Source organism: Polaromonas sp. P1_F8 (genome assembly GCF_056405635.1).
Genome location: NZ_JBFUBS010000002.1, coordinates 75,678 through 93,005 on the forward strand (window position 1 = coordinate 75,678; position 17,328 = coordinate 93,005).

Sequence of the window (17,328 nt, forward strand, 5' to 3'; positions counted from 1 at the left end):
GGGCCTCCATGGACAACCTCTCAATGATCCAGCGCAGCCTGCGCCATGTGTGGCACCCCTGCACGCAGATGAAGCTGCACGAGGCGCACCCCCCGGTACCCATCGCCAGGGCCGAAGGGGTCTGGCTGTACGATTTTGAAGGCCGGCGTTACCTGGACGGCATCAGCTCGTGGTGGGTCAACCTGTTCGGCCACGGCCATCCGCACATCAAGGCGGCGCTGCGCGACCAGCTGGATCGGCTTGACCACGTCATGCTGGCCGGTTTCACGCACCAGCCGGTGGTGGAGCTGTCTGAGCGGCTGGGCGCATTGACCGGGCTGGGCCATGCTTTTTACGGCAGCGACGGCGCCAGCGCCACAGAGATCGCGCTGAAGATGAGCGCGCATTACTGGCGCAACACCGGAAAGCCTGAAAAGTGCCGCTTCATCGGGCTCGCAGGCGGTTACCACGGCGAGACCGTGGGCGCACTGGCCGTGACGGACATTGCCATTTTTCGTGAAGCCTATGCGCCGCTGGTGCGGCTGGCAGCCACCGTGCCCAGCCCCGACGCACGCGGCGCGCAGCCCAGTGAAAGCGCTGCAGACGTAGCACGTCACGCAGCCGCAGACCTGCAAAGCTGGCTGGAGCAGCATCATGCGCAAACCGCCGCGCTCATCCTGGAGCCCATGGTGCAGTGCGCGGCCGGCATGGCCATGCACGATGCCGCCTACCTGCGCGAAGCGCGCGCACTGTGCGACCGCTATGAAGTGCATTTGATTGCCGATGAAATCGCCACCGGCTTTGGCCGCACCGGCACCATGTTCGCGCACCAGCAGGCGGGCATACGGCCTGACTTCATCTGTCTCTCGAAAGGCCTCACGGGCGGCACGCTGCCGCTGTCGGCGGTGCTGACGACCGACGCGGTATACGAGGCGTTTTATGACGACGACGTGGCGCGCGGCTTTTTGCATTCGCATTCCTACACCGGCAATCCGCTGGCCTGCCGCGCCGCGCTGGCCACGCTGGAGCTGTTCGAGCAAACCGATGTGCTGGCAGACAACGCAGTCCTGGCCAACACCCTGGACCGGGCCTTCGCGCCGCTGACTCAGCACTCTGCTGTACGGAACGCACGCAGGCTGGGCATGATCTGGGCTTGGGACATCGAGCCCACGACAGTGCCTCACTTCGCACGCCGCTACACGCAGCACGCCATGGCCCACGGCGTGCTGCTGCGCCCAATCGGCCACACGGTCTACGCCATGCCTCCCTATGTGATGGACGAAGAAGCGGTGGACCACCTGGCACGCGGCGCGCTGGCGGCACTGAATGCCACGCTGGCTGAAGAAGGCGGTGCGCATGGCTGAAGCGGCGCACAAAACGGTTTCGCTGTTTGTGACCGGCACCGACACCGGCGTGGGCAAAACGCTGGTCAGCGCTGCGCTGTTGCATGCGCTGGCCCGCCGGCACCTTCGTGTGGTGGGCATGAAGCCGGTGGCGGCAGGCACGGTGCCGGTTGACGGTGTCGATGCCAACGAAGATGTGCTCGCCCTGCGCGCAGCTTCCACTTGCCGCGTCCCACCCGAACTCGACAATCCGGTGCTGCTGCCCGACCCGGTGTCACCCCACATCGCAGCCGCCCGCGCCGGCGCGCGCATTGACATTGCCCACCTGGTGGCCTGCCACCGCCAGCTCGCGCTGCAGGCCGATGCCGTGGTGGTGGAAGGCGCGGGCGGCTTTCATGTGCCGCTCTCGCCCACAGAGACCGGTGCCGACCTGGCCCAGGCGCTGGGCCTGCCCGTAGTGCTGGTGGTGGGCCTGCGGCTGGGTTGCCTGAACCATGCGCTGCTCACTGCAGAAGCCATCCGCACGCGCGGCCTCACGCTGGCCGGCTGGGTGGCCAACCACATTGACCCAAACATGCTGGCGCAGGGGGACAACATCGCCTTTCTACAAAAGCAGTTGCAGGCGCCACTGCTGGCCACCGTTCCCTGGCAACCCAACATTGACGCACGCAAGGTCACCATCAACCTCCCCACTGAATGGCAATGAACATCACCTCCTCCTGGCTCGACGAATTTCCGGCACGCGTTTCCGAACTGGACCGCACGCACCTGCGCCGCCAGCGCCGCGTGGTCATGCCTGAAAGCGGCGCACGTCTCTCGATTGACGGGCACAGCATGCTGGCCTTTTGCAGCAACGACTACCTCGGCCTGGCCACACACCCAGCCTTGGTGCAGGCGGCCTGCACCGGCGCACAAGCCTACGGTGTCGGGTCGGGTGCATCGCCACTGGTCAGCGGCCACAGCGCCGCCAACGAGGCGCTGGAACGCGAACTCGCGGCCTTCGTCGGCCTGCCGCGCGCGTTGTATTTTTACGCGGGCTACGCCACCAACATCGGCATCGTGCCGGCGCTGGTGGGTGCCGGCGACGCGATCTTTTCGGATGCACTGAATCACGCCTGCCTGATTGACGGCGCAAGGCTGTCGCGCGCAAAAATCCACCGCTACGCACACACCGACCTGGACGCGCTGGCGCGAGAGCTCGCGCAAAGCGACGCGCCGCGCAAGCTGGTGATCAGCGACGCGGTGTTCAGCATGGACGGCGACAGCGCCGACATTCCCGCCCTGCTGGCGCTGTGCGAGCGCCATGACGCCCTGCTGCTGCTGGACGATGCACATGGCTTCGGCGTGCTGGGCCCGCAAGGGCGCGGCAGCCTGGCCGCCGCGGGGTTGTATGGCGCCAAGGCCTCGCGCCGCGTGCTCTACATGGCCACGCTGGGCAAGGCGGCAGGCGTGGCGGGCGCGTTTGTGGCGGGCGATGAGGCCCTGGTTGAATGGCTGCTGCAAAAAACCCGCAGTTATATTTTTGCCACGGCCGCGCCGGCGCTGCTGGCCAGCGCGCTGCGTGCCAGCCTTGTGCTGACTGAACAGGATAACTGGCGCCGCACGCATTTGCAGCAACTCATTGCGCGGTTGCGCAGCGGCTTGCTGGCGGGCCTGAAAGGCAGCCACTGGCAACTGCCACCCTCGCAGACCGCCATCCAGCCGCTGCTGATCGGCCGCAACGACGAAGCCCTGGCCGTGATGGAGGGCTTGCGCGCACGCGGCATCTGGGTGCCGGCGATTCGCCCGCCCACCGTGCCCGATGGCACGGCGCGCCTTCGCATTGCGCTGTCGGCCGCGCACACCGAAGCCGATATCGACCTGCTGGTCGAAGCCCTGACAGCCCTGGCAAAGCATCCGCTGCCAGGCTGAAGCAGGCTACTAAAAAACGCATCAGATAGACTCAAAAACCCTGTCCCCGAAAGGAAAGAGAACCATGTCCCACGTAGCAGAACAAACCATCACGCTCCACCGCCCGCGCCCTCAGCCATCGCCAGCTGAAAAGGCCGGCGCCGAGCGCTGGAGCGTAGACGCCATCGAAGCGCTGTTCAACCTGCCTTTTCCGGAATTGATGCACCGCGCCCAAACGGTGCACCGCGAAAACTTCGACCCTACGCACATCGAATTCGCCACGCTGCTGTCGGTCAAGACCGGCGGCTGCGCCGAAGACTGCGGTTACTGCCCGCAGGCCGCGCGCTACGACACCGGCGTGGAAGCCAGCAAGCTGATGGAGCCGGCCGAAGTACTGGCCGCCGCCCAGCGCGCGCAGGCCGCGGGCGCCACACGGTTTTGCATGGGCGCCGCGTGGCGCTCACCCAAAGACCGCGACATTGAAAAAGTCGCCGAGCTGGTACGCACCGTGAAAGCGCTGGGCCTGGAAACCTGCGCCACGCTGGGCATGCTGGAAGACGGCCACGCGCAAACTTTGCAAAGCGCGGGCCTGGACTACTACAACCACAACCTCGACAGCGCGCCTGATTTTTACGGCGACATCATCACCACGCGCGACTACCAGGACCGGCTGGACACACTGGCGCGCGTGCGCAGCGCCGGCGTCAAGGTCTGCTGCGGCGGTATCGTCGGCATGGGTGAAACGCGCCGCCAGCGCGCCGGCCTGGTGGCCGAGCTCGCCAACCTCACGCCCTACCCCGAATCGGTGCCCATCAACAATCTGGTGAAAATTGAAGGCACGCCACTGGCCAATCAGGCCGACCTGGACCCGTTTGAGTTTGTTCGCACGATTGCCGTGGCGCGCATCACCATGCCGACGGCGCGCGTGCGCCTGTCGGCCGGCCGCCAGCAAATGGGCGACGGCGTGCAGGCGCTGTGCTTCCTGGCCGGCGCCAATTCGATCTTTTACGGCGACAAGCTGCTGACCACCGGTAACCCCGACACCGAGGCCGATGTGAAGCTGCTTGAGCGCCTGGGCATGAGCCGGTCTGCGCCTGAGGCGCGTTAAGTCGTATTTGGGCACGCCAGCCTTGTGGGCTCTCTGGGAGTTGCAGCAGGAGGAGATTTCGGGGCGACTTGAGACAGGATAGCTGGAAGGGGATAACGACATGCCAATCAGAATTAGTTCAACACAAGGTCTCCTGAAATATTCACTGAAACTCTCAAAGGGAAATAGGTGTTTCGCTGCACTGAAAATTCTCACGAGAGCAAAACGTAGAAATTTTTCAAGCGACGATCTTAGAAAAGCAGCGTTGATTTATTCCTATTGCAATTTGGCAATTGATTCGGAAAAGTGTTGGCTTGAGATTGAAGCGCGTGCAGAAATGGCACCCGGGGATTTCTATATGCTTGGATCGCTTCAAGCCACAATGAAGAAATCAGAGCCAGCCATTCACTCGCTAGAGCACGAGATTCAACTTTCTCTTTCGCTTTCCGAGTCTCATTACTTGTCTAGCAGCGCAATTATCTTGGCGAACCTCCTGATAGAAGTGGGTGCTATTTCGAAGGCCAAAAAAGTCCTGGAACTAGTTAATCCGGGAGAAGGAGGGTTTATTCCCAACGTTGGCTACAAAACAAAGGAAGAACTTTTTGGAACGTGTTTGCTGTCTTCTAAGCAGTAGAGTCAAAAATGCCATATGAACGAACTGCAGAAGATGCCTACAAAAAAGCACGCCGAAGCTGGTTAGACTCTCGCTAAATTCCGGACCTGTCCCATGACGACACCTGCCAATACTTCCGTCACGCCTTACGGCACGCTGCCGCCTTCGTCTACGCCTGCCACGCCGCCCGCGCGCAAGCCGGTCAGCCTGCCGCGCCTGCGCGAAATGCAGGCGCATGGCGAAAAAATCACCATGCTGACTGCCTATGACGCGACGTTTGCCGCCGTGGCCGATGCGGCCGGCGTGGAATGCATCCTGGTGGGCGACTCGCTGGGCATGGTCTGCCAGGGCCTGACCAGCACCGTCGGCGTGACGCTGGAGACCATGCGCCACCACACCGAATGCGTGGCCAACGGCCTGCGCCGCTCGCAGGCCACGGCCTGGCTGATCGGCGATTTGCCGTTTGGCAGTTACCACGAGTCCAAAGAGCAGGCGCTGCGCAGTGCCGCGGTGCTGATGCAGGCCGGCGCCCACATGGTCAAGCTCGAAGGCGGCGGCTGGACGGCCGAGACGACGCGCTTCCTGGTCGAGCGCGGCATCCCGGTCTGCGCCCACCTGGGGCTGACGCCGCAAACCGTGCATGCGCTGGGCGGCTACCGCGTGCAGGGCAAGGGCGACGAAGCCGCTGCCACGATGACGCGCCACGCTCGCGAGCTGCAGGACGCAGGCGCTGCGATGATGGTGCTGGAGATGGTGCCTGCGGCCCTGTCGACCACGCTCACGCAAGAACTCACCCATTGCGCCACCATCGGCATTGGTGCGGGCAACGGCACTGCCGGCCAGGTGCTGGTGCTGCACGACATGCTGGGCATGAACCTGGGCAAGATGCCGAAGTTTGTGCGCAACTTCATGGAAGGCCCGGACAACAAGACCGCCAGTGTGCGCGGCGCCATGGAAGCCTATGTGCGCGCCGTGAAAGACGGCAGCTTTCCGGTGAATGCCACCCACGCCTGGTAGCCCCACCGCCCCTTTCAGGAGACAAGATGCAGATCGTCCACACCATCCCGGAGCTGCGCGAGGCCCTCAGCCCGTTCAAGCGCCCTTCCTTCGTGCCCACCATGGGCAACCTGCACGACGGCCACATCGCCCTCGTCAGGCAGGCCAAGCCGCTGGGCGACGTGAGCGTCTCCAGCATCTTCGTGAACCGCCTGCAGTTCGCGCCGCATGAAGACTTCGACAGCTACCCGCGCACGCTGGACGCCGACGCGGAGCGCCTGAAAGAGGCCGGCTGCAACGTGCTGTTTGCCCCGCTGGAAAAACACCTTTACCCTGAGCCGCAAAGCTACAAGGTGCATCCGGCCACCGACTTGAGCGACATCCTCGAAGGCCACTTCAGGCCCGGTTTTTTCATCGGTGTGAGCACCGTGGTGCTCAAGCTCTTTTCCTGCGTGTTTGCCGGCATGCCCACGGGCGTGGCGGCTTTCGGCAAGAAGGATTACCAGCAGGTGATGGTGGTGCGCCGCATGGTGCAGCAGTTTGCGCTGCCGATCGAGATCCTGGCCGGTGAAACCCAGCGCGCCGAAGACGGCCTGGCGCTGTCGTCACGCAACGGCTACCTGAACGCCACCCAGCGCGCCGAAGCGGTCGAACTGTCCAAGGCCATACGCGCATTGGGCGAGGCCGCCCGCGCCAGCGGCACGCCCGACCTGCCAGCCCTGGAAGCGCAGGCCATGCAGGCGCTGGCCCGCCGCGGCTGGAAGCCCGACTACCTGACCGTGCGCCGCCGCGCCGACCTGCTGGCGCCGCAAGGCCCGCTGGCCGATGTGCCGCTGGTGGTGCTGGGCGCAGCCAAGCTGGGCAGCACCCGGCTGATTGACAACCTGGAAATCTAGGCACGGGCCCAACCCCGGCCAATCCCGGCCACCGCCGGAGGCAACCCGGCGGGCCGCCACGTTGCTCCATTTTTGATAGCTGCCTGCGCTCGCGCCGCCTGGGCTGCAGCCATTTTTCTCTAACAAACCGGTTCGCCACCTGATGGCGGATCTTTTGGCTTTTTTTACAGCTCAATATGAACACCCCTTCCGTACGCCTTGCCACTTTGGACGACCAGCCTGCCGTGGCCGCGCTGTTTGACGCCTACCGCCAGTTTTACGAACAGCCCGCCGATGCCGCGCTGGCGCTGGACTTCATCGGCAACCGGATGCGAAACCGCGAATCGGTCATCCTGGTGGCCGAGCCGGAAGGTGCGCCCGGTGCCGGCCCCCTCGCCGGCTTCTGCCAGCTGTATCCCGGCTTCTGCTCGGTGATCGCCCAGCCCATCTACACGCTGTATGACCTGTACGTGGCACCCGCTTCACGCAAGAGCGGCGCCGGTCGCGCGCTGATGCAGGCCGCCCACGCGCATGCAAAACAGCACGGCTTTGCGCGGCTGGACCTGACCACCGCCAGGACCAACCACACCGCGCAGGCGCTGTATGAGTCCCTGGGTTGGGTTCGCGACGACATCTTCCTGGCGTACAACAAGGTGGTCTAGGGCCCGGGCGGGCCTTGGGGTATAACGCTTTCAGCTGGTTCAGGCACATGCCGCCACCTTTGCAGGAGTTTCACCATGGCCATTCCCCACGCCGCCTCCGGGCAACTCATCGACGTCCAGCCGCTGGCAGGCAAGCTCCTGGAGGCCCGCACCGTCGCGCTGTTCAAAAGCGATGAGCTGGAAGTCATGCGCCTCATCGTGCCGGCCGGCAAGCTGGTGCCCTCGCACCGGGTCAAGGGCGAAATCACCGTGCAATGCCTGGAGGGCGAAGTGGCCTTCACGGCAGAGGGGCAAACCCAGCGCATGAAGGCAGGCCAGCTGCTCTGGCTGGCGGGCGGCGTGGAACACGGCCTGACCGCGGTGCAGGATGCATCGCTGCTGGTGACGCTGCATTTGCGAAAGTAGGGCTCCACCCGCCGATGGAGCAGCCGTTTAATGGTATTTCAGGGCTCAGGCCCAATAAGACTGTGCGCCACCAGCTATTAATTCGATAGCAAAAACGGGAGCCGGAAAAAATCAACCGTGCGGTCAGGCCAGTTCGGCTGTCGGATCGCGGCCCATCAGTGCCGCCACGGCCTCGGCCGGCCTGAGCTTGCCGTCCAGCAAGGCCACCACGCTTTGTGCAATCGGCATCTCGATGCCCAAACCGGCAGCGCGCTGCACCACGGTGCGGGCGCAATACACGCCCTCGGCCACATGCCCCAGCGAATCCACCGCTTGCGCCAGCGTCTTGCCCTCGGCCAGCAGCAGGCCCACCTTGCGGTTGCGGCTCAGGTCGCCGGTGGCTGTCAGCACCAGGTCGCCCAGACCGGAAAGGCCGGTGAAGGTTTCGGCCCGTGCGCCCAGCGCCACGCCCAGCCGTGTCATTTCGGCCAGGCCGCGGGTGATCAGCGCAGCGCGGGCGTTCAGCCCCAGCTGCAACCCGTCACAAAGCCCCGTGGCGATGGCCAGCACGTTTTTGACGGCGCCGCCCACTTCCACACCCACGACATCGTCATTGGCGTAAACACGCAGGGTGGTGCTGTGAAAGGCGGCCACCAGCGCTTCACGTACTTCGGGATGTTCACTGGCGGCCACCAGCGCGGTCGGCTGGCCGCGGGCGACTTCGAGGGCGAAGCTGGGCCCGCTGAGCACGCCCGCTCTTAAATTGATAGCAGCTTGCGCCCGTATTTCATGGACCATCAGGCCAAATGATGCTGAAGGCGGGGCAGAGGCAAGAGGCGCCTCAAAACCTTTGCTCAGCCAGGCCACGGGAACGCTGGCGTGCTGCAGGGACTGCAGCATGCCGCGCGCCGCTGAAACAGGCGTTGCCAGGATGATGAGGTCCTGCCCTTGAATCGCCTCTGCCAGGGGTACATCGCCGCCTTGCAACTGCAGGCCGGCAGGCAGGGGAACGCCAGGCAAATAGCGGGCATTGGTACGGCTGGCCTGCAAGTCTTTGGCCAGCGCAGCATCGCGCGCCCACAGGGTGACGTCGTGCCTGGCGGCGCTGCTCACGGCCACAGCCGTGCCCCAGGCGCCGGCACCGATGACCAGGATTTTCATGCGTGGATGGGCAGGAAGACAGCCGCCGGGAAGCCCCGGCAAGCCGTCAAACGATGATCTGGGGAGCGGCCGATTCGGCAGCGGCCTGGACTTGCTGCTGTTCGTACATGGCCTGGAAGTTGATTTCAGCCATGTGCACAGGCGGGAAGCCGCCGCGCTGGATCACGTCAGCGACATTGCCGCGCAGATAGGGATAGACGATTTGCGGGCAGGCAATGCCCAGGATGGCGCCCATCTGGTCTTCGGGCACATTGCGGATTTCAAAGATGCCGGCCTGCTTGGCCTCCACCAGAAACACGGTTTTGTCGCCGATTTTCGTCTGCACGGTGGCCGTCACGGAAACCTCAAAAAGGCCGTCTGCCACAGGGGTGGCACCCACGCCCAGCTGGATGTCCACCGCAGGCTGCTCCGGGCTCAGCAGGATTTCGGGCGAGTTGGGCTGCTCCAGCGACACGTCCTTGAGGTAAACGCGCTGGATCTGGAATACGGGGTCAAGATTGGCTTCAGCCATGGTGCTCTTTCGGGTACGGGGGAAAGTTGAGGTTCAGATGCGCGGCAAGCCGGCGACCAGCGAATGATTATATGGACCCGTAGGTATGGCCCCCACGGTCGCTCACTTCGTGTAGCTCCCTGCCCCCCGAGGGGGCCGCCCGCCCTCCGGCCCGGCAAAGCCGGTTCCGGGGCTCATGCTGGCGAAGAGAGATCAGGCGGCGGGATTCAATAGAGGCATCAGGCCGCCGCGGCTGTCGAGGGCCATCAGGTCGTCGCAGCCGCCTACGTGGGTTTCGCCGATAAAAATCTGCGGCACGGTGCGCCGGCCGGTGATGTCCATCATTTTCTGGCGTTCACCGGGCACCATGTCCACACGAATTTCGTCAAGCTCGGTGACGCCCCGCTGCTTCAATATCTGCTTGGCCTGGATGCAATAAGGGCAGGTACCCGTGGTGTAAATTTTGACGGTTTGCATGGTTCCTCCGGAAGAGCTGGTCTACGCGCAGCGCAGGAAAAATGGATGGCCAGGGTGAAAGCCGGGCCAAAGCCCGGTAGCCATGGCGTTGCAGCTTTCGTGCCTGCCAAAAACCGGATCAGGAAACTGATCAGAACTGAACTGATCAGGCCTTCTCTAGTGGCAGGTTAGCTTCTTTCCACGCTTTCAGTCCGCCGCCCAGTGATTGGGCCTGCTCGTAGCCGAGCTTTTTGGCGACGGCGACAGCGCGGCCGGCGCGTGCACCGCTGGCGCACACCAAAATCAGCGGCAAAGCCTTGTTTTTGACGGTGGCGGGGAGTTTTCCTTCCAGCTCGCTGAAGGGCACGTTTTTGGCGCCCGTGACGTGGCCGGCAGCGAATTCTTCGGCCTCGCTGACGTCCACCACCACCGCTTTTTCGCGGTTGATCAGCTGTACGGCGCCGCTGGCCGTGAGCGCGCCGGCGTTCATGGCGCCGGAAATCATGGGCCAAACCAGCATGCCGCCCGAGGCGACCGCTATCGAAATCAGCATCCAGTTATCGATCAAAAATTTCACGTTGTACCCTTTGTGTGTCTTGGAGCGCTTTTTCAGCGAACCCATGATTTTAGAATGGAGGGGGCCAAACACCCAGCCTGTGGCCCCCTATCCCCTCTTTTTATCTTTGGCCTTCACCCTTTTCACCCCTTCTGACACCTTCTGACCATGTACAAACTCGTGCTCATCCGCCACGGCGAATCGACCTGGAACCTTGAAAACCGCTTCACCGGCTGGGCCGACGTTGACCTCACCGAAACCGGCATCGAACAGGCCAAAAACGCCGGCAAACTGCTCAAAAGCGAAGGTTATGACTTTGACGTGGCCTACACCAGCGTGCTCAAGCGCGCGACCCGCACGCTCTGGCACACGCTGGACGAAATGGACCGCACCTGGCTGCCCGTGGTGCACAGCTGGCGTCTCAACGAGCGGCATTACGGCGATCTGCAGGGACTGAACAAGGCCGAAACAGCGAAAAAGTTCGGCGACGAGCAGGTGCTGATCTGGCGCCGCAGCTATGACACGCCGCCCCCGGCGCTTGATGCCGCCGACGAGCGCAGCGAACGGAACGACCCGCGCTACGCGAAGCTGCAGCCCGGCCAGGTGCCGCTGACCGAATGCCTCAAGGACACGGTAGACCGCGTCCTGCCGTTCTGGAATGAGTCCATGGCGCCGGCCATCAGGGCGGGCAAGCGCATTGTGGTGGCCGCCCACGGCAATTCCATCCGCGCCCTAGTGAAGTACCTGGACAACATTTCCGACAGCGACATCGTGGGTCTCAACATTCCCAACGGCATCCCGCTGGTCTATGAGCTGGACGCCGAACTGCGGCCCCTGCGCCATTACTACCTCGGCGACAGTGAGGCCGCGGCCAAGGCGGCGGCGGCCGTGGGTGCGCAAGGCAAGGCTTGAGGGGCAATTCAATGGCTCCCGGCAGTCCTGCGGGAGCCATTCTTGTAAAAGTCCTGTAAAAGCTGGCTGATTTGGCTCTTTTGCGGCGCCAGGCCGCATGAATGGCGGAACTGTGGCGACCGGCCTTTCTCCAAGGTGTATATTGCTTCACATAGGGGGAGCAGGGGCTCTTCAACAGGTTTACGAAGGTATTTTCTATGGGTCAGAAGCTCAAGATAGCAGGGTGGATTTCAATTGGTGCCGTGGCTGGAGCCCTCACCACCGTGCAGCTGCAAGCCGTGGCCCGTGCCGGTCTGGCACCCCTTCCCCTGGAAGAACTGCAGCAGCTCGCAGCCGTCTTTGGCATGGTCAAGACCGACTACGTCGAACCGGTGGACGAGAAAAAACTCATCACCGACGCCATTTCCGGCATGGTGGCCAGTCTTGATCCTCACTCGGTTTACTTCGACAAAAAGTCGTTCAAGGAATTCCGGGAAGGCACCACAGGCCGTTTTGTCGGTGTCGGCATTGAAATCAGCCAGGAAGACGGCCTTGTCAAGGTGGTGTCTCCCATCGAGGGCTCCCCTGCGGACCGTGCCGGCCTCAAGCCGAACGACCTGATCACACGTATCGATGACACAGCGGTCAAGGGCCTGAGCCTCAACGATGCGGTCAAGAAAATGCGCGGCGAACCCAAGACCAAGGTGCTGCTGACCATCTTCCGCAAGGACGAAAACCGCACCTTCCCGGTCACCATCACGCGCGAAGAAATCCGCACCCAGTCGGTTCGCAGCAAAGTGGTGGAGCCCGGCTACGCGTGGATTCGCCTGAGCCAGTTCCAGGAACGCACGGTCGACGACTTCGTGACCAAGCTTGAGCAGATTTACAAGCAGGAGCCCAACCTCAAGGGTCTGGTGCTCGACCTGCGCAATGACCCGGGCGGCCTGCTGGATGCGGCAGTCGCCGTCTCGTCGGCTTTCCTGCCTGAAAACGTCACCGTGGTGTCCACCAACGGCCAGCTGGCCGAAAGCAAATTCACCTACAAGGCTGCGCCGGAGTTTTACCAGCGACGCAACGGCGCCGACCCGCTCAAGCGCCTGCCGGCTGCCCTCAAGAACGTACCGCTGGTGGTGCTGGTCAATGAAGGCTCAGCCTCTGCCAGCGAAATCGTCGCGGGTGCTCTGCAGGACCACAAGCGTGCCACCATCATGGGCAACCAGACTTTCGGCAAGGGATCAGTGCAAACCGTCCGACCCCTGGGGCCAGATACGGGCCTGAAGCTCACCACGGCGCGCTACTTCACGCCCAGCGGGAAATCGATCCAGGCGCGCGGCATCGTGCCCGACGTCATGGTCGATGAAACCGCTGAAGGCAGTCCTTTTGCCGCTTTGCGCACCCGCGAAGCCGATCTTGAGAAACACCTCAACAGCGGCCAGGGCGCTGAAGTGAAAGACGCCGGCCGCGAGAAGGCTCGCGAGGAGGCCCTGAAGCGCCTTGAAGAAGAAGCCAAGAAGACACCTGAGCAGCGTCGCCCGCCTGAACTGGGCAGCGACAAGGACTTCCAGCTGGCTCAGGCGATCAACAAGCTCAAGGGACGTCCCGTGCTGGTCAGCAAGACCGCCGTGGTCGAACCGAAAAACGAGAAAAAAGACAACTAAGCCGAGACGGGGAGCGGAGCCGGCTTGCGCCGGATCCCGCCCTGCCCCTTCCGGGCCAGCCAGTCCTGCAGCCTGAACGGTTTCCCCTCATGAACGACGAACAGCTGCTTCGTTACTCGCGGCACATCTTGCTCGACGAGATCGGTATCGAAGGCCAGGAAAAAATCCTCCAGTCGCATGTGCTGATCGTCGGTGCGGGCGGGCTGGGCTCGCCCGTCGCGCTTTATCTGGGCAGCGCCGGTGTCGGCCGCATCACCATCGCTGACCATGACCGGGTGGACGCCACCAACCTGCAGCGGCAAATCGCCCACAACCTGTCTCGCATCGGAACGTTCAAGGCAGAATCCGTTGCCCAGTCCATCGCGGCCATCAACCCCGACGTCGTGGTCACTCCGGTTACCCGGCGCGCAGAGGGCGCGCTGCTCGATCAGCTGGTCCGGGACGCCGATGTTGTGCTGGACTGTACGGACAACTTCTCCACGCGCCATGCCATCAACCGCGCTTGCGTCAAACACCGCAAGCCATTGGTATCGGGTGCAGCCATCCGCTTTGACGGCCAGATCGCCGTCTACGATTCGAGGCGCGAAGATTCGCCGTGCTATGCCTGCGTGTTTCCCGAATCAGACCAGCTGGAGGAAGCCCTTTGCGCGACGATGGGCGTTTTCGCACCGATGGTTGGCATCATAGGCAGCACGCAGGCGGCCGAAGCCCTGAAGCTGATCTGCGGCATCAGCGGGTCGTTGACCGGACGGCTGTTGATGCTGGACGGCAAACACATGGAATGGAGCGAAATGAAAATTGCGCCCCATGCGGCATGCGCAGTCTGCGGCGGTGGGGCCAAAAAAATTCCCTGAAAGAATCCGGCCGAAAGGCCGCGGGAAAACTTATCTGGTGGCCGATGCCGGCATCCGCGAACCGGCAGCAGACGCTGCGGCCTTCGCAAGAATCGCTGCACAGTTTTCATCCTGGCCCGGTCCGGTTTCAATGGTAGCAGCCAATGCCAGCAAGGGATTGATCACACCCAGTCCGATGGCAACGGCTGCACGTCCCGCGAGGGCTCCCTTGTCAGGGCCAGCCGATGGGGAGGCGAAGGTACCGCCAATCTTCAGGGGGGACCGCAAGCTCAGTATGCTGCGGTCTTTGGGCGCCGGATCCAGGACAAGGTCCAAGGTCTCATCGGCGAGGTTGATCGTGCCGCGGCCGTTGATGACCGTATCTGCCGTATCCAGCACAATCGTTTTGGTGGTCATCAGGCCTTTGTTCACTTCAAAAGCCGCAGCAGCGCAACGCAACTGCACATTGCGGTCACCACGAACCAGGAACTTGATCACCTCTCCGCCGTCCAGGCCCATAAATTCGAGCAGGATATTGCTGATCTCCCCCTTGCCCATCAACACGGCGACGTCGCCGGATGCCGATCCCAGCATCTGTGCCAGTGAATTTCCGCGCCCTTTCAGGTCCAGCTGGCCGCTGACCTTGCCCAGGCTGCTCCTGGTCGTTTCAACGGCAGGAAAGAGCTGATTGAGCTGCACAGACCGCAGGTCCAGTCGTGTCGTGAAAACCGCGGGCACAGGGTTGGAGTCGATGCGGATACTCCCTGCCACCGTACCGCCTGCAATGCCCAGCGAGATCGGTTCGAGTTGCAAAATACCGGCTTTCAACTGCACATGAACGCTGCCCTTGTCGAGCGGCAGCACTTTCACATGCCGTATATCAGCCGCAGAATAAATCACATCGGCGTTCATCGCCTGCAGCCGCGTCACATCAAGCGTTGCGACAGGCAGAACCTTGCGTGCAGCGGGCACCGCCTTTCTGCCCGGCGCCGCCACCACCGAATCGCTGTCAGTCCTGGCGACGGGTGTGTCGGCACTGGCAGGCGTGGCCTTCCCTGATGGAGCCAGGCCGATCACGGGCGCGAGGTCGGCAAAATCAAGCAGCCTGGACTGAACCTTGCCGGTCAGAAGCGGCACGGCGGCGGACTGGTCAAAACTGAGCGCCCCATTGATATCCGAACTTCCCAGAACGCCCTGCATCTGGGTGGCGGCCCACACCTTGCCATGCCTGGCCAGTTTGCCCCGGACTTTGTAGGGCGGTGTTGAAGGCAGCACAACGCCCACCAGCTTGTAGAGTTCTTCCAGGTTGCGTCCCTGCAGGTCGAAGGTCGCGTCGATGCCGGCCAGTTCTGCGAGATTGGATACCGAGCCTTTGGCCTTGAGGCTGGTCTTGCCGGCTACAGCGTTCACTTCTACCGGGAACGGCGCTTCGAGGTCTTTACTCAGCTGGAGTACCCCGCCGGTGCGGCCGGTCGCATTGAAGGACTCGTTTTTCCATTTGCCGGTGGCCTTGTAGCTCAGGGGCAACTGCTTATTTGCTTCTTGTGCCAGTGAGAACTGAACATGGATATTGGCGCCTTGCGCTGCTGCCTGGTAGTCAACCGTGCCGCGGTCGATGAGCAGAGCGTCGATTCGCGGAACGGATCCTTCGTCGGAGGTATCCCGCGACAAGGCCCAGGTCCGGCGGCCGTCGGGCTCTATTTGGAGCCCTATTTGCGGCTCGGTCAACACAATCCGGGGCAACTCTACCCGGCCAAAAAGAAGCGGCAACAACCGGATATCAAATTCTGCGGCGGTTGCCGTCATCAGATAAGGTTTGCTGGCCCATTCGGGGTTGGCGATTTCCACCCCGTCGGCCTTGACCGTGGCGGTACGTCCGAGCTGCACCGACAGGTGCCGGGTAATTTCAAAACGCCTTCCGAGCTGCTCGGATACGTGACGATTGATCGGACCACGAAGCATGTCCCAAGGGAAAAACACCGCAACCAGCACCAGAACCACCGCCAATACGGCAATGCCGATGAGTGTTCTACGCAGAAGAGGCGATGAGGACAAGACGTTGTTCATGTGCTGGGGAGGAATCGTTCAAACCATTGCAAGGGCAGTCTGTAATGGCCAACAATGCGCGGCTGCCCACAATGTCCATCACCCTTACAAGCGCGTTGAACTACAGTGAATCCAATGTGCGTCAGCTCACCCCACAGGACAGTCGGCAAGCGCCATAAGACGCTGTGGGCATGTGCCTACAGTTTTTTCGAGCGGGTCGTAGGAAACCTCCTACAGGCACTGCCCTTGGTCACTGGCAGAATGGGCCACAATAAAAAGATACATTAGGAAACAAGGACACCGCGTTCTTGAGCCTTTTGTAATATTTCCGAGAAGCACGTCGCCTTCCCACCTGGACCCGAGCAGTGAGACTGAAAACGTACATCGTAGAAGACAATCCCACCATTCGAGAGAATCTGATCGGGACGCTTGAGGAATTGGCAGGCATTGACGCGGTAGGCACGGCCGAAACTGAAAACGAAGGCAAGGCCTGGCTTGTCGAGAACAGCGGCGATTGGGATTTGGCGATTGTTGACCTGTTTCTGAAACAGGGAAGCGGTTTGGGTGTGCTGGCTGCCTGCCGTGACCGCCCCGCCACGCAAAAAGTCGTCGTCCTCAGCAATTACGCCACTGCAGACATCCGCCAGAGATGTGCCCAGCTCGGTGTTGATGCCGTTTTTGACAAGTCCAACGAAATCGATGCCCTGGTGGACTATTGCATCCAGCAGAGCACCATTTCAGATTGAACTCAATCAATCAGCTTGTTCTTGAGCGCGTAATAGGTCAGGTCGCTGTTGGACGACAGGCTCATTTTTTCCATGACACGCGTCCTGTAGGTGCTCACGGTTTTCACGCTCAGCGAAAGCGCCTTGGCGATGTCGCCAGCGGTTTCACCCTTGGCCAGCTTGAGAAAAACCTGGAACTCCCGCTCGGACAATTGTTCGTGGGAAGCCACGTCGTTAGGCCGGTTCAGTTGCTGCGCAAGGAGCTCTGCCACCGCCGGGGTAATGTAGCGTTTTCCAAGCGAAATCACGCGGATCGCATCCACAATCTCGGATGGATCGCATTCCTTGTTCAGATAGCCGCTGGCGCCCTGGCGAATCAGGTTGACTGCATAGTGCTCTTCAGGATAGCCGCTCAGAATGAGGATGCCGACATCGGGCGCCTTGGCGCGAATCATGGCCAGGGCATCGATGCCGCTTTGCCCAGGCATGGACAAGTCCATGACCAGAATATCCAGCTCAACGTTACGCACCAGATCAATTGCCTCGCGGCCACTGCCGGCCTCCCCCACGACGCGCAGGTCTACCTGGTCGGAAAAAAACTGTTTGAGTCCGGAACGCACAATGGCATGGTCGTCCACAATTCCAATTTTGATCATGTCGCTGTCTTTCTATAAGGTCTGCGC

Annotated in this window: 19 protein-coding genes; 13 read left to right on the forward strand and 6 right to left on the reverse strand. The window is 62.2% G+C overall.

Annotated features, from left to right (window positions below):
• Positions 1 to 8: 8 nt before the first annotated feature.
• The 9 genes from AC1D1J_RS09255 to AC1D1J_RS09295 all read left to right on the forward strand — a co-directional run bounded on the left by AC1D1J_RS09255 (position 9) and on the right by AC1D1J_RS09295 (position 7,850).
• On the forward strand, positions 9 to 1,343 hold the full coding sequence (locus AC1D1J_RS09255; protein ID WP_477694534.1) for an adenosylmethionine--8-amino-7-oxononanoate transaminase: 1,335 nt from the start codon (positions 9 to 11) through the stop codon (positions 1,341 to 1,343).
• Positions 1,336 to 2,028: a dethiobiotin synthase gene (bioD, locus tag AC1D1J_RS09260; protein WP_477694788.1), complete on the forward strand. Its 693-nt coding sequence runs from the start codon at positions 1,336 to 1,338 to the stop codon at positions 2,026 to 2,028. The genes AC1D1J_RS09255 and bioD overlap by 8 nt, the downstream gene beginning before the upstream one ends.
• Positions 2,025 to 3,233 (forward strand): 8-amino-7-oxononanoate synthase, encoded by a 1,209-nt coding sequence (bioF, locus tag AC1D1J_RS09265; RefSeq protein WP_477694789.1) that lies wholly within the window; start codon positions 2,025 to 2,027, stop codon positions 3,231 to 3,233. Before bioD ends, bioF begins: the two co-directional genes overlap by 4 nt.
• A 64-nt stretch (positions 3,234 to 3,297) precedes the next feature.
• Entirely contained in the window at positions 3,298 to 4,320 is a 1,023-nt protein-coding gene (bioB, locus tag AC1D1J_RS09270) for a biotin synthase BioB (protein ID WP_477648481.1), read from the forward strand.
• Positions 4,321 to 4,420: 100 nt separating this feature from the next.
• Entirely contained in the window at positions 4,421 to 4,933 is a 513-nt protein-coding gene (locus AC1D1J_RS09275) for a hypothetical protein (protein WP_477694535.1), read from the forward strand.
• A gap of 93 nt (positions 4,934 to 5,026) precedes the next feature.
• A complete protein-coding gene (panB, locus tag AC1D1J_RS09280) occupies positions 5,027 to 5,929 on the forward strand; it encodes a 3-methyl-2-oxobutanoate hydroxymethyltransferase (RefSeq protein WP_477694536.1) in 903 nt (300 codons plus the stop codon).
• Positions 5,930 to 5,955: 26 nt separating this feature from the next.
• Positions 5,956 to 6,804: a pantoate--beta-alanine ligase gene (panC, locus tag AC1D1J_RS09285; RefSeq protein ID WP_457279626.1), complete on the forward strand. Its 849-nt coding sequence runs from the start codon at positions 5,956 to 5,958 to the stop codon at positions 6,802 to 6,804.
• A gap of 176 nt (positions 6,805 to 6,980) precedes the next feature.
• Positions 6,981 to 7,445, forward strand: coding sequence for an N-acetyltransferase family protein (locus tag AC1D1J_RS09290; protein ID WP_477694537.1), 465 nt, complete (start codon positions 6,981 to 6,983; stop codon positions 7,443 to 7,445).
• Between the two features lie 75 nt (positions 7,446 to 7,520).
• On the forward strand, positions 7,521 to 7,850 hold the full coding sequence (locus AC1D1J_RS09295; protein WP_457279628.1) for a cupin domain-containing protein: 330 nt from the start codon (positions 7,521 to 7,523) through the stop codon (positions 7,848 to 7,850).
• A gap of 123 nt (positions 7,851 to 7,973) precedes the next feature.
• On the opposite strand, the gene AC1D1J_RS09300 is transcribed toward AC1D1J_RS09295, so the two are convergent.
• From AC1D1J_RS09300 to AC1D1J_RS09315, 4 genes are all read right to left on the reverse strand, one after another.
• The gene (locus AC1D1J_RS09300; protein WP_477686019.1) at positions 7,974 to 8,990 is read right to left on the reverse strand and encodes an NAD(P)H-dependent glycerol-3-phosphate dehydrogenase; all 1,017 of its coding nucleotides are present in this window, start codon (positions 8,988 to 8,990) and stop codon (positions 7,974 to 7,976) included.
• 46 nt (positions 8,991 to 9,036) lie between these two features.
• Positions 9,037 to 9,501: a protein-export chaperone SecB gene (secB, locus tag AC1D1J_RS09305; RefSeq protein WP_477669801.1), complete on the reverse strand. Its 465-nt coding sequence runs from the start codon at positions 9,499 to 9,501 to the stop codon at positions 9,037 to 9,039.
• A gap of 192 nt (positions 9,502 to 9,693) precedes the next feature.
• On the reverse strand, positions 9,694 to 9,957 hold the full coding sequence (grxC, locus tag AC1D1J_RS09310; protein ID WP_477686020.1) for a glutaredoxin 3: 264 nt from the start codon (positions 9,955 to 9,957) through the stop codon (positions 9,694 to 9,696).
• A 145-nt stretch (positions 9,958 to 10,102) separates the two neighbouring features.
• Entirely contained in the window at positions 10,103 to 10,513 is a 411-nt protein-coding gene (locus AC1D1J_RS09315) for a rhodanese-like domain-containing protein (protein WP_477686021.1), read from the reverse strand.
• 147 nt (positions 10,514 to 10,660) lie between these two features.
• On the opposite strand from AC1D1J_RS09315, the gene gpmA reads away from it, so the two are divergent.
• The 3 genes from gpmA (at position 10,661) to AC1D1J_RS09330 (ending at position 13,895) form a co-directional block, all read left to right on the forward strand.
• A complete protein-coding gene (gene gpmA, locus AC1D1J_RS09320; RefSeq protein WP_477686022.1) occupies positions 10,661 to 11,404 on the forward strand; it encodes a 2,3-diphosphoglycerate-dependent phosphoglycerate mutase in 744 nt (247 codons plus the stop codon).
• 197 nt (positions 11,405 to 11,601) lie between these two features.
• On the forward strand, positions 11,602 to 13,041 hold the full coding sequence (locus AC1D1J_RS09325) for a S41 family peptidase (RefSeq protein WP_457279634.1): 1,440 nt from the start codon (positions 11,602 to 11,604) through the stop codon (positions 13,039 to 13,041).
• A gap of 89 nt (positions 13,042 to 13,130) precedes the next feature.
• Positions 13,131 to 13,895: a HesA/MoeB/ThiF family protein gene (locus AC1D1J_RS09330; RefSeq protein ID WP_477686023.1), complete on the forward strand. Its 765-nt coding sequence runs from the start codon at positions 13,131 to 13,133 to the stop codon at positions 13,893 to 13,895.
• A gap of 30 nt (positions 13,896 to 13,925) precedes the next feature.
• Here AC1D1J_RS09330 and AC1D1J_RS09335 read toward each other — a convergent pair whose 3' ends face one another.
• Positions 13,926 to 15,941, reverse strand: a complete 2,016-nt coding sequence (locus AC1D1J_RS09335; RefSeq protein WP_477694538.1) for an AsmA family protein — start codon at positions 15,939 to 15,941, stop codon at positions 13,926 to 13,928.
• A 344-nt stretch (positions 15,942 to 16,285) separates the two neighbouring features.
• Between AC1D1J_RS09335 and AC1D1J_RS09340 the strand changes: the two genes are divergently transcribed.
• Positions 16,286 to 16,666, forward strand: coding sequence for a response regulator (locus tag AC1D1J_RS09340; RefSeq protein WP_477669807.1), 381 nt, complete (start codon positions 16,286 to 16,288; stop codon positions 16,664 to 16,666).
• Between the two features lie 2 nt (positions 16,667 to 16,668).
• On the opposite strand, the gene AC1D1J_RS09345 is transcribed toward AC1D1J_RS09340, so the two are convergent.
• Positions 16,669 to 17,301 (reverse strand): response regulator, encoded by a 633-nt coding sequence (locus AC1D1J_RS09345; RefSeq protein WP_007867910.1) that lies wholly within the window; start codon positions 17,299 to 17,301, stop codon positions 16,669 to 16,671.
• Between the last annotated feature and the right edge of the window lie 27 nt (positions 17,302 to 17,328).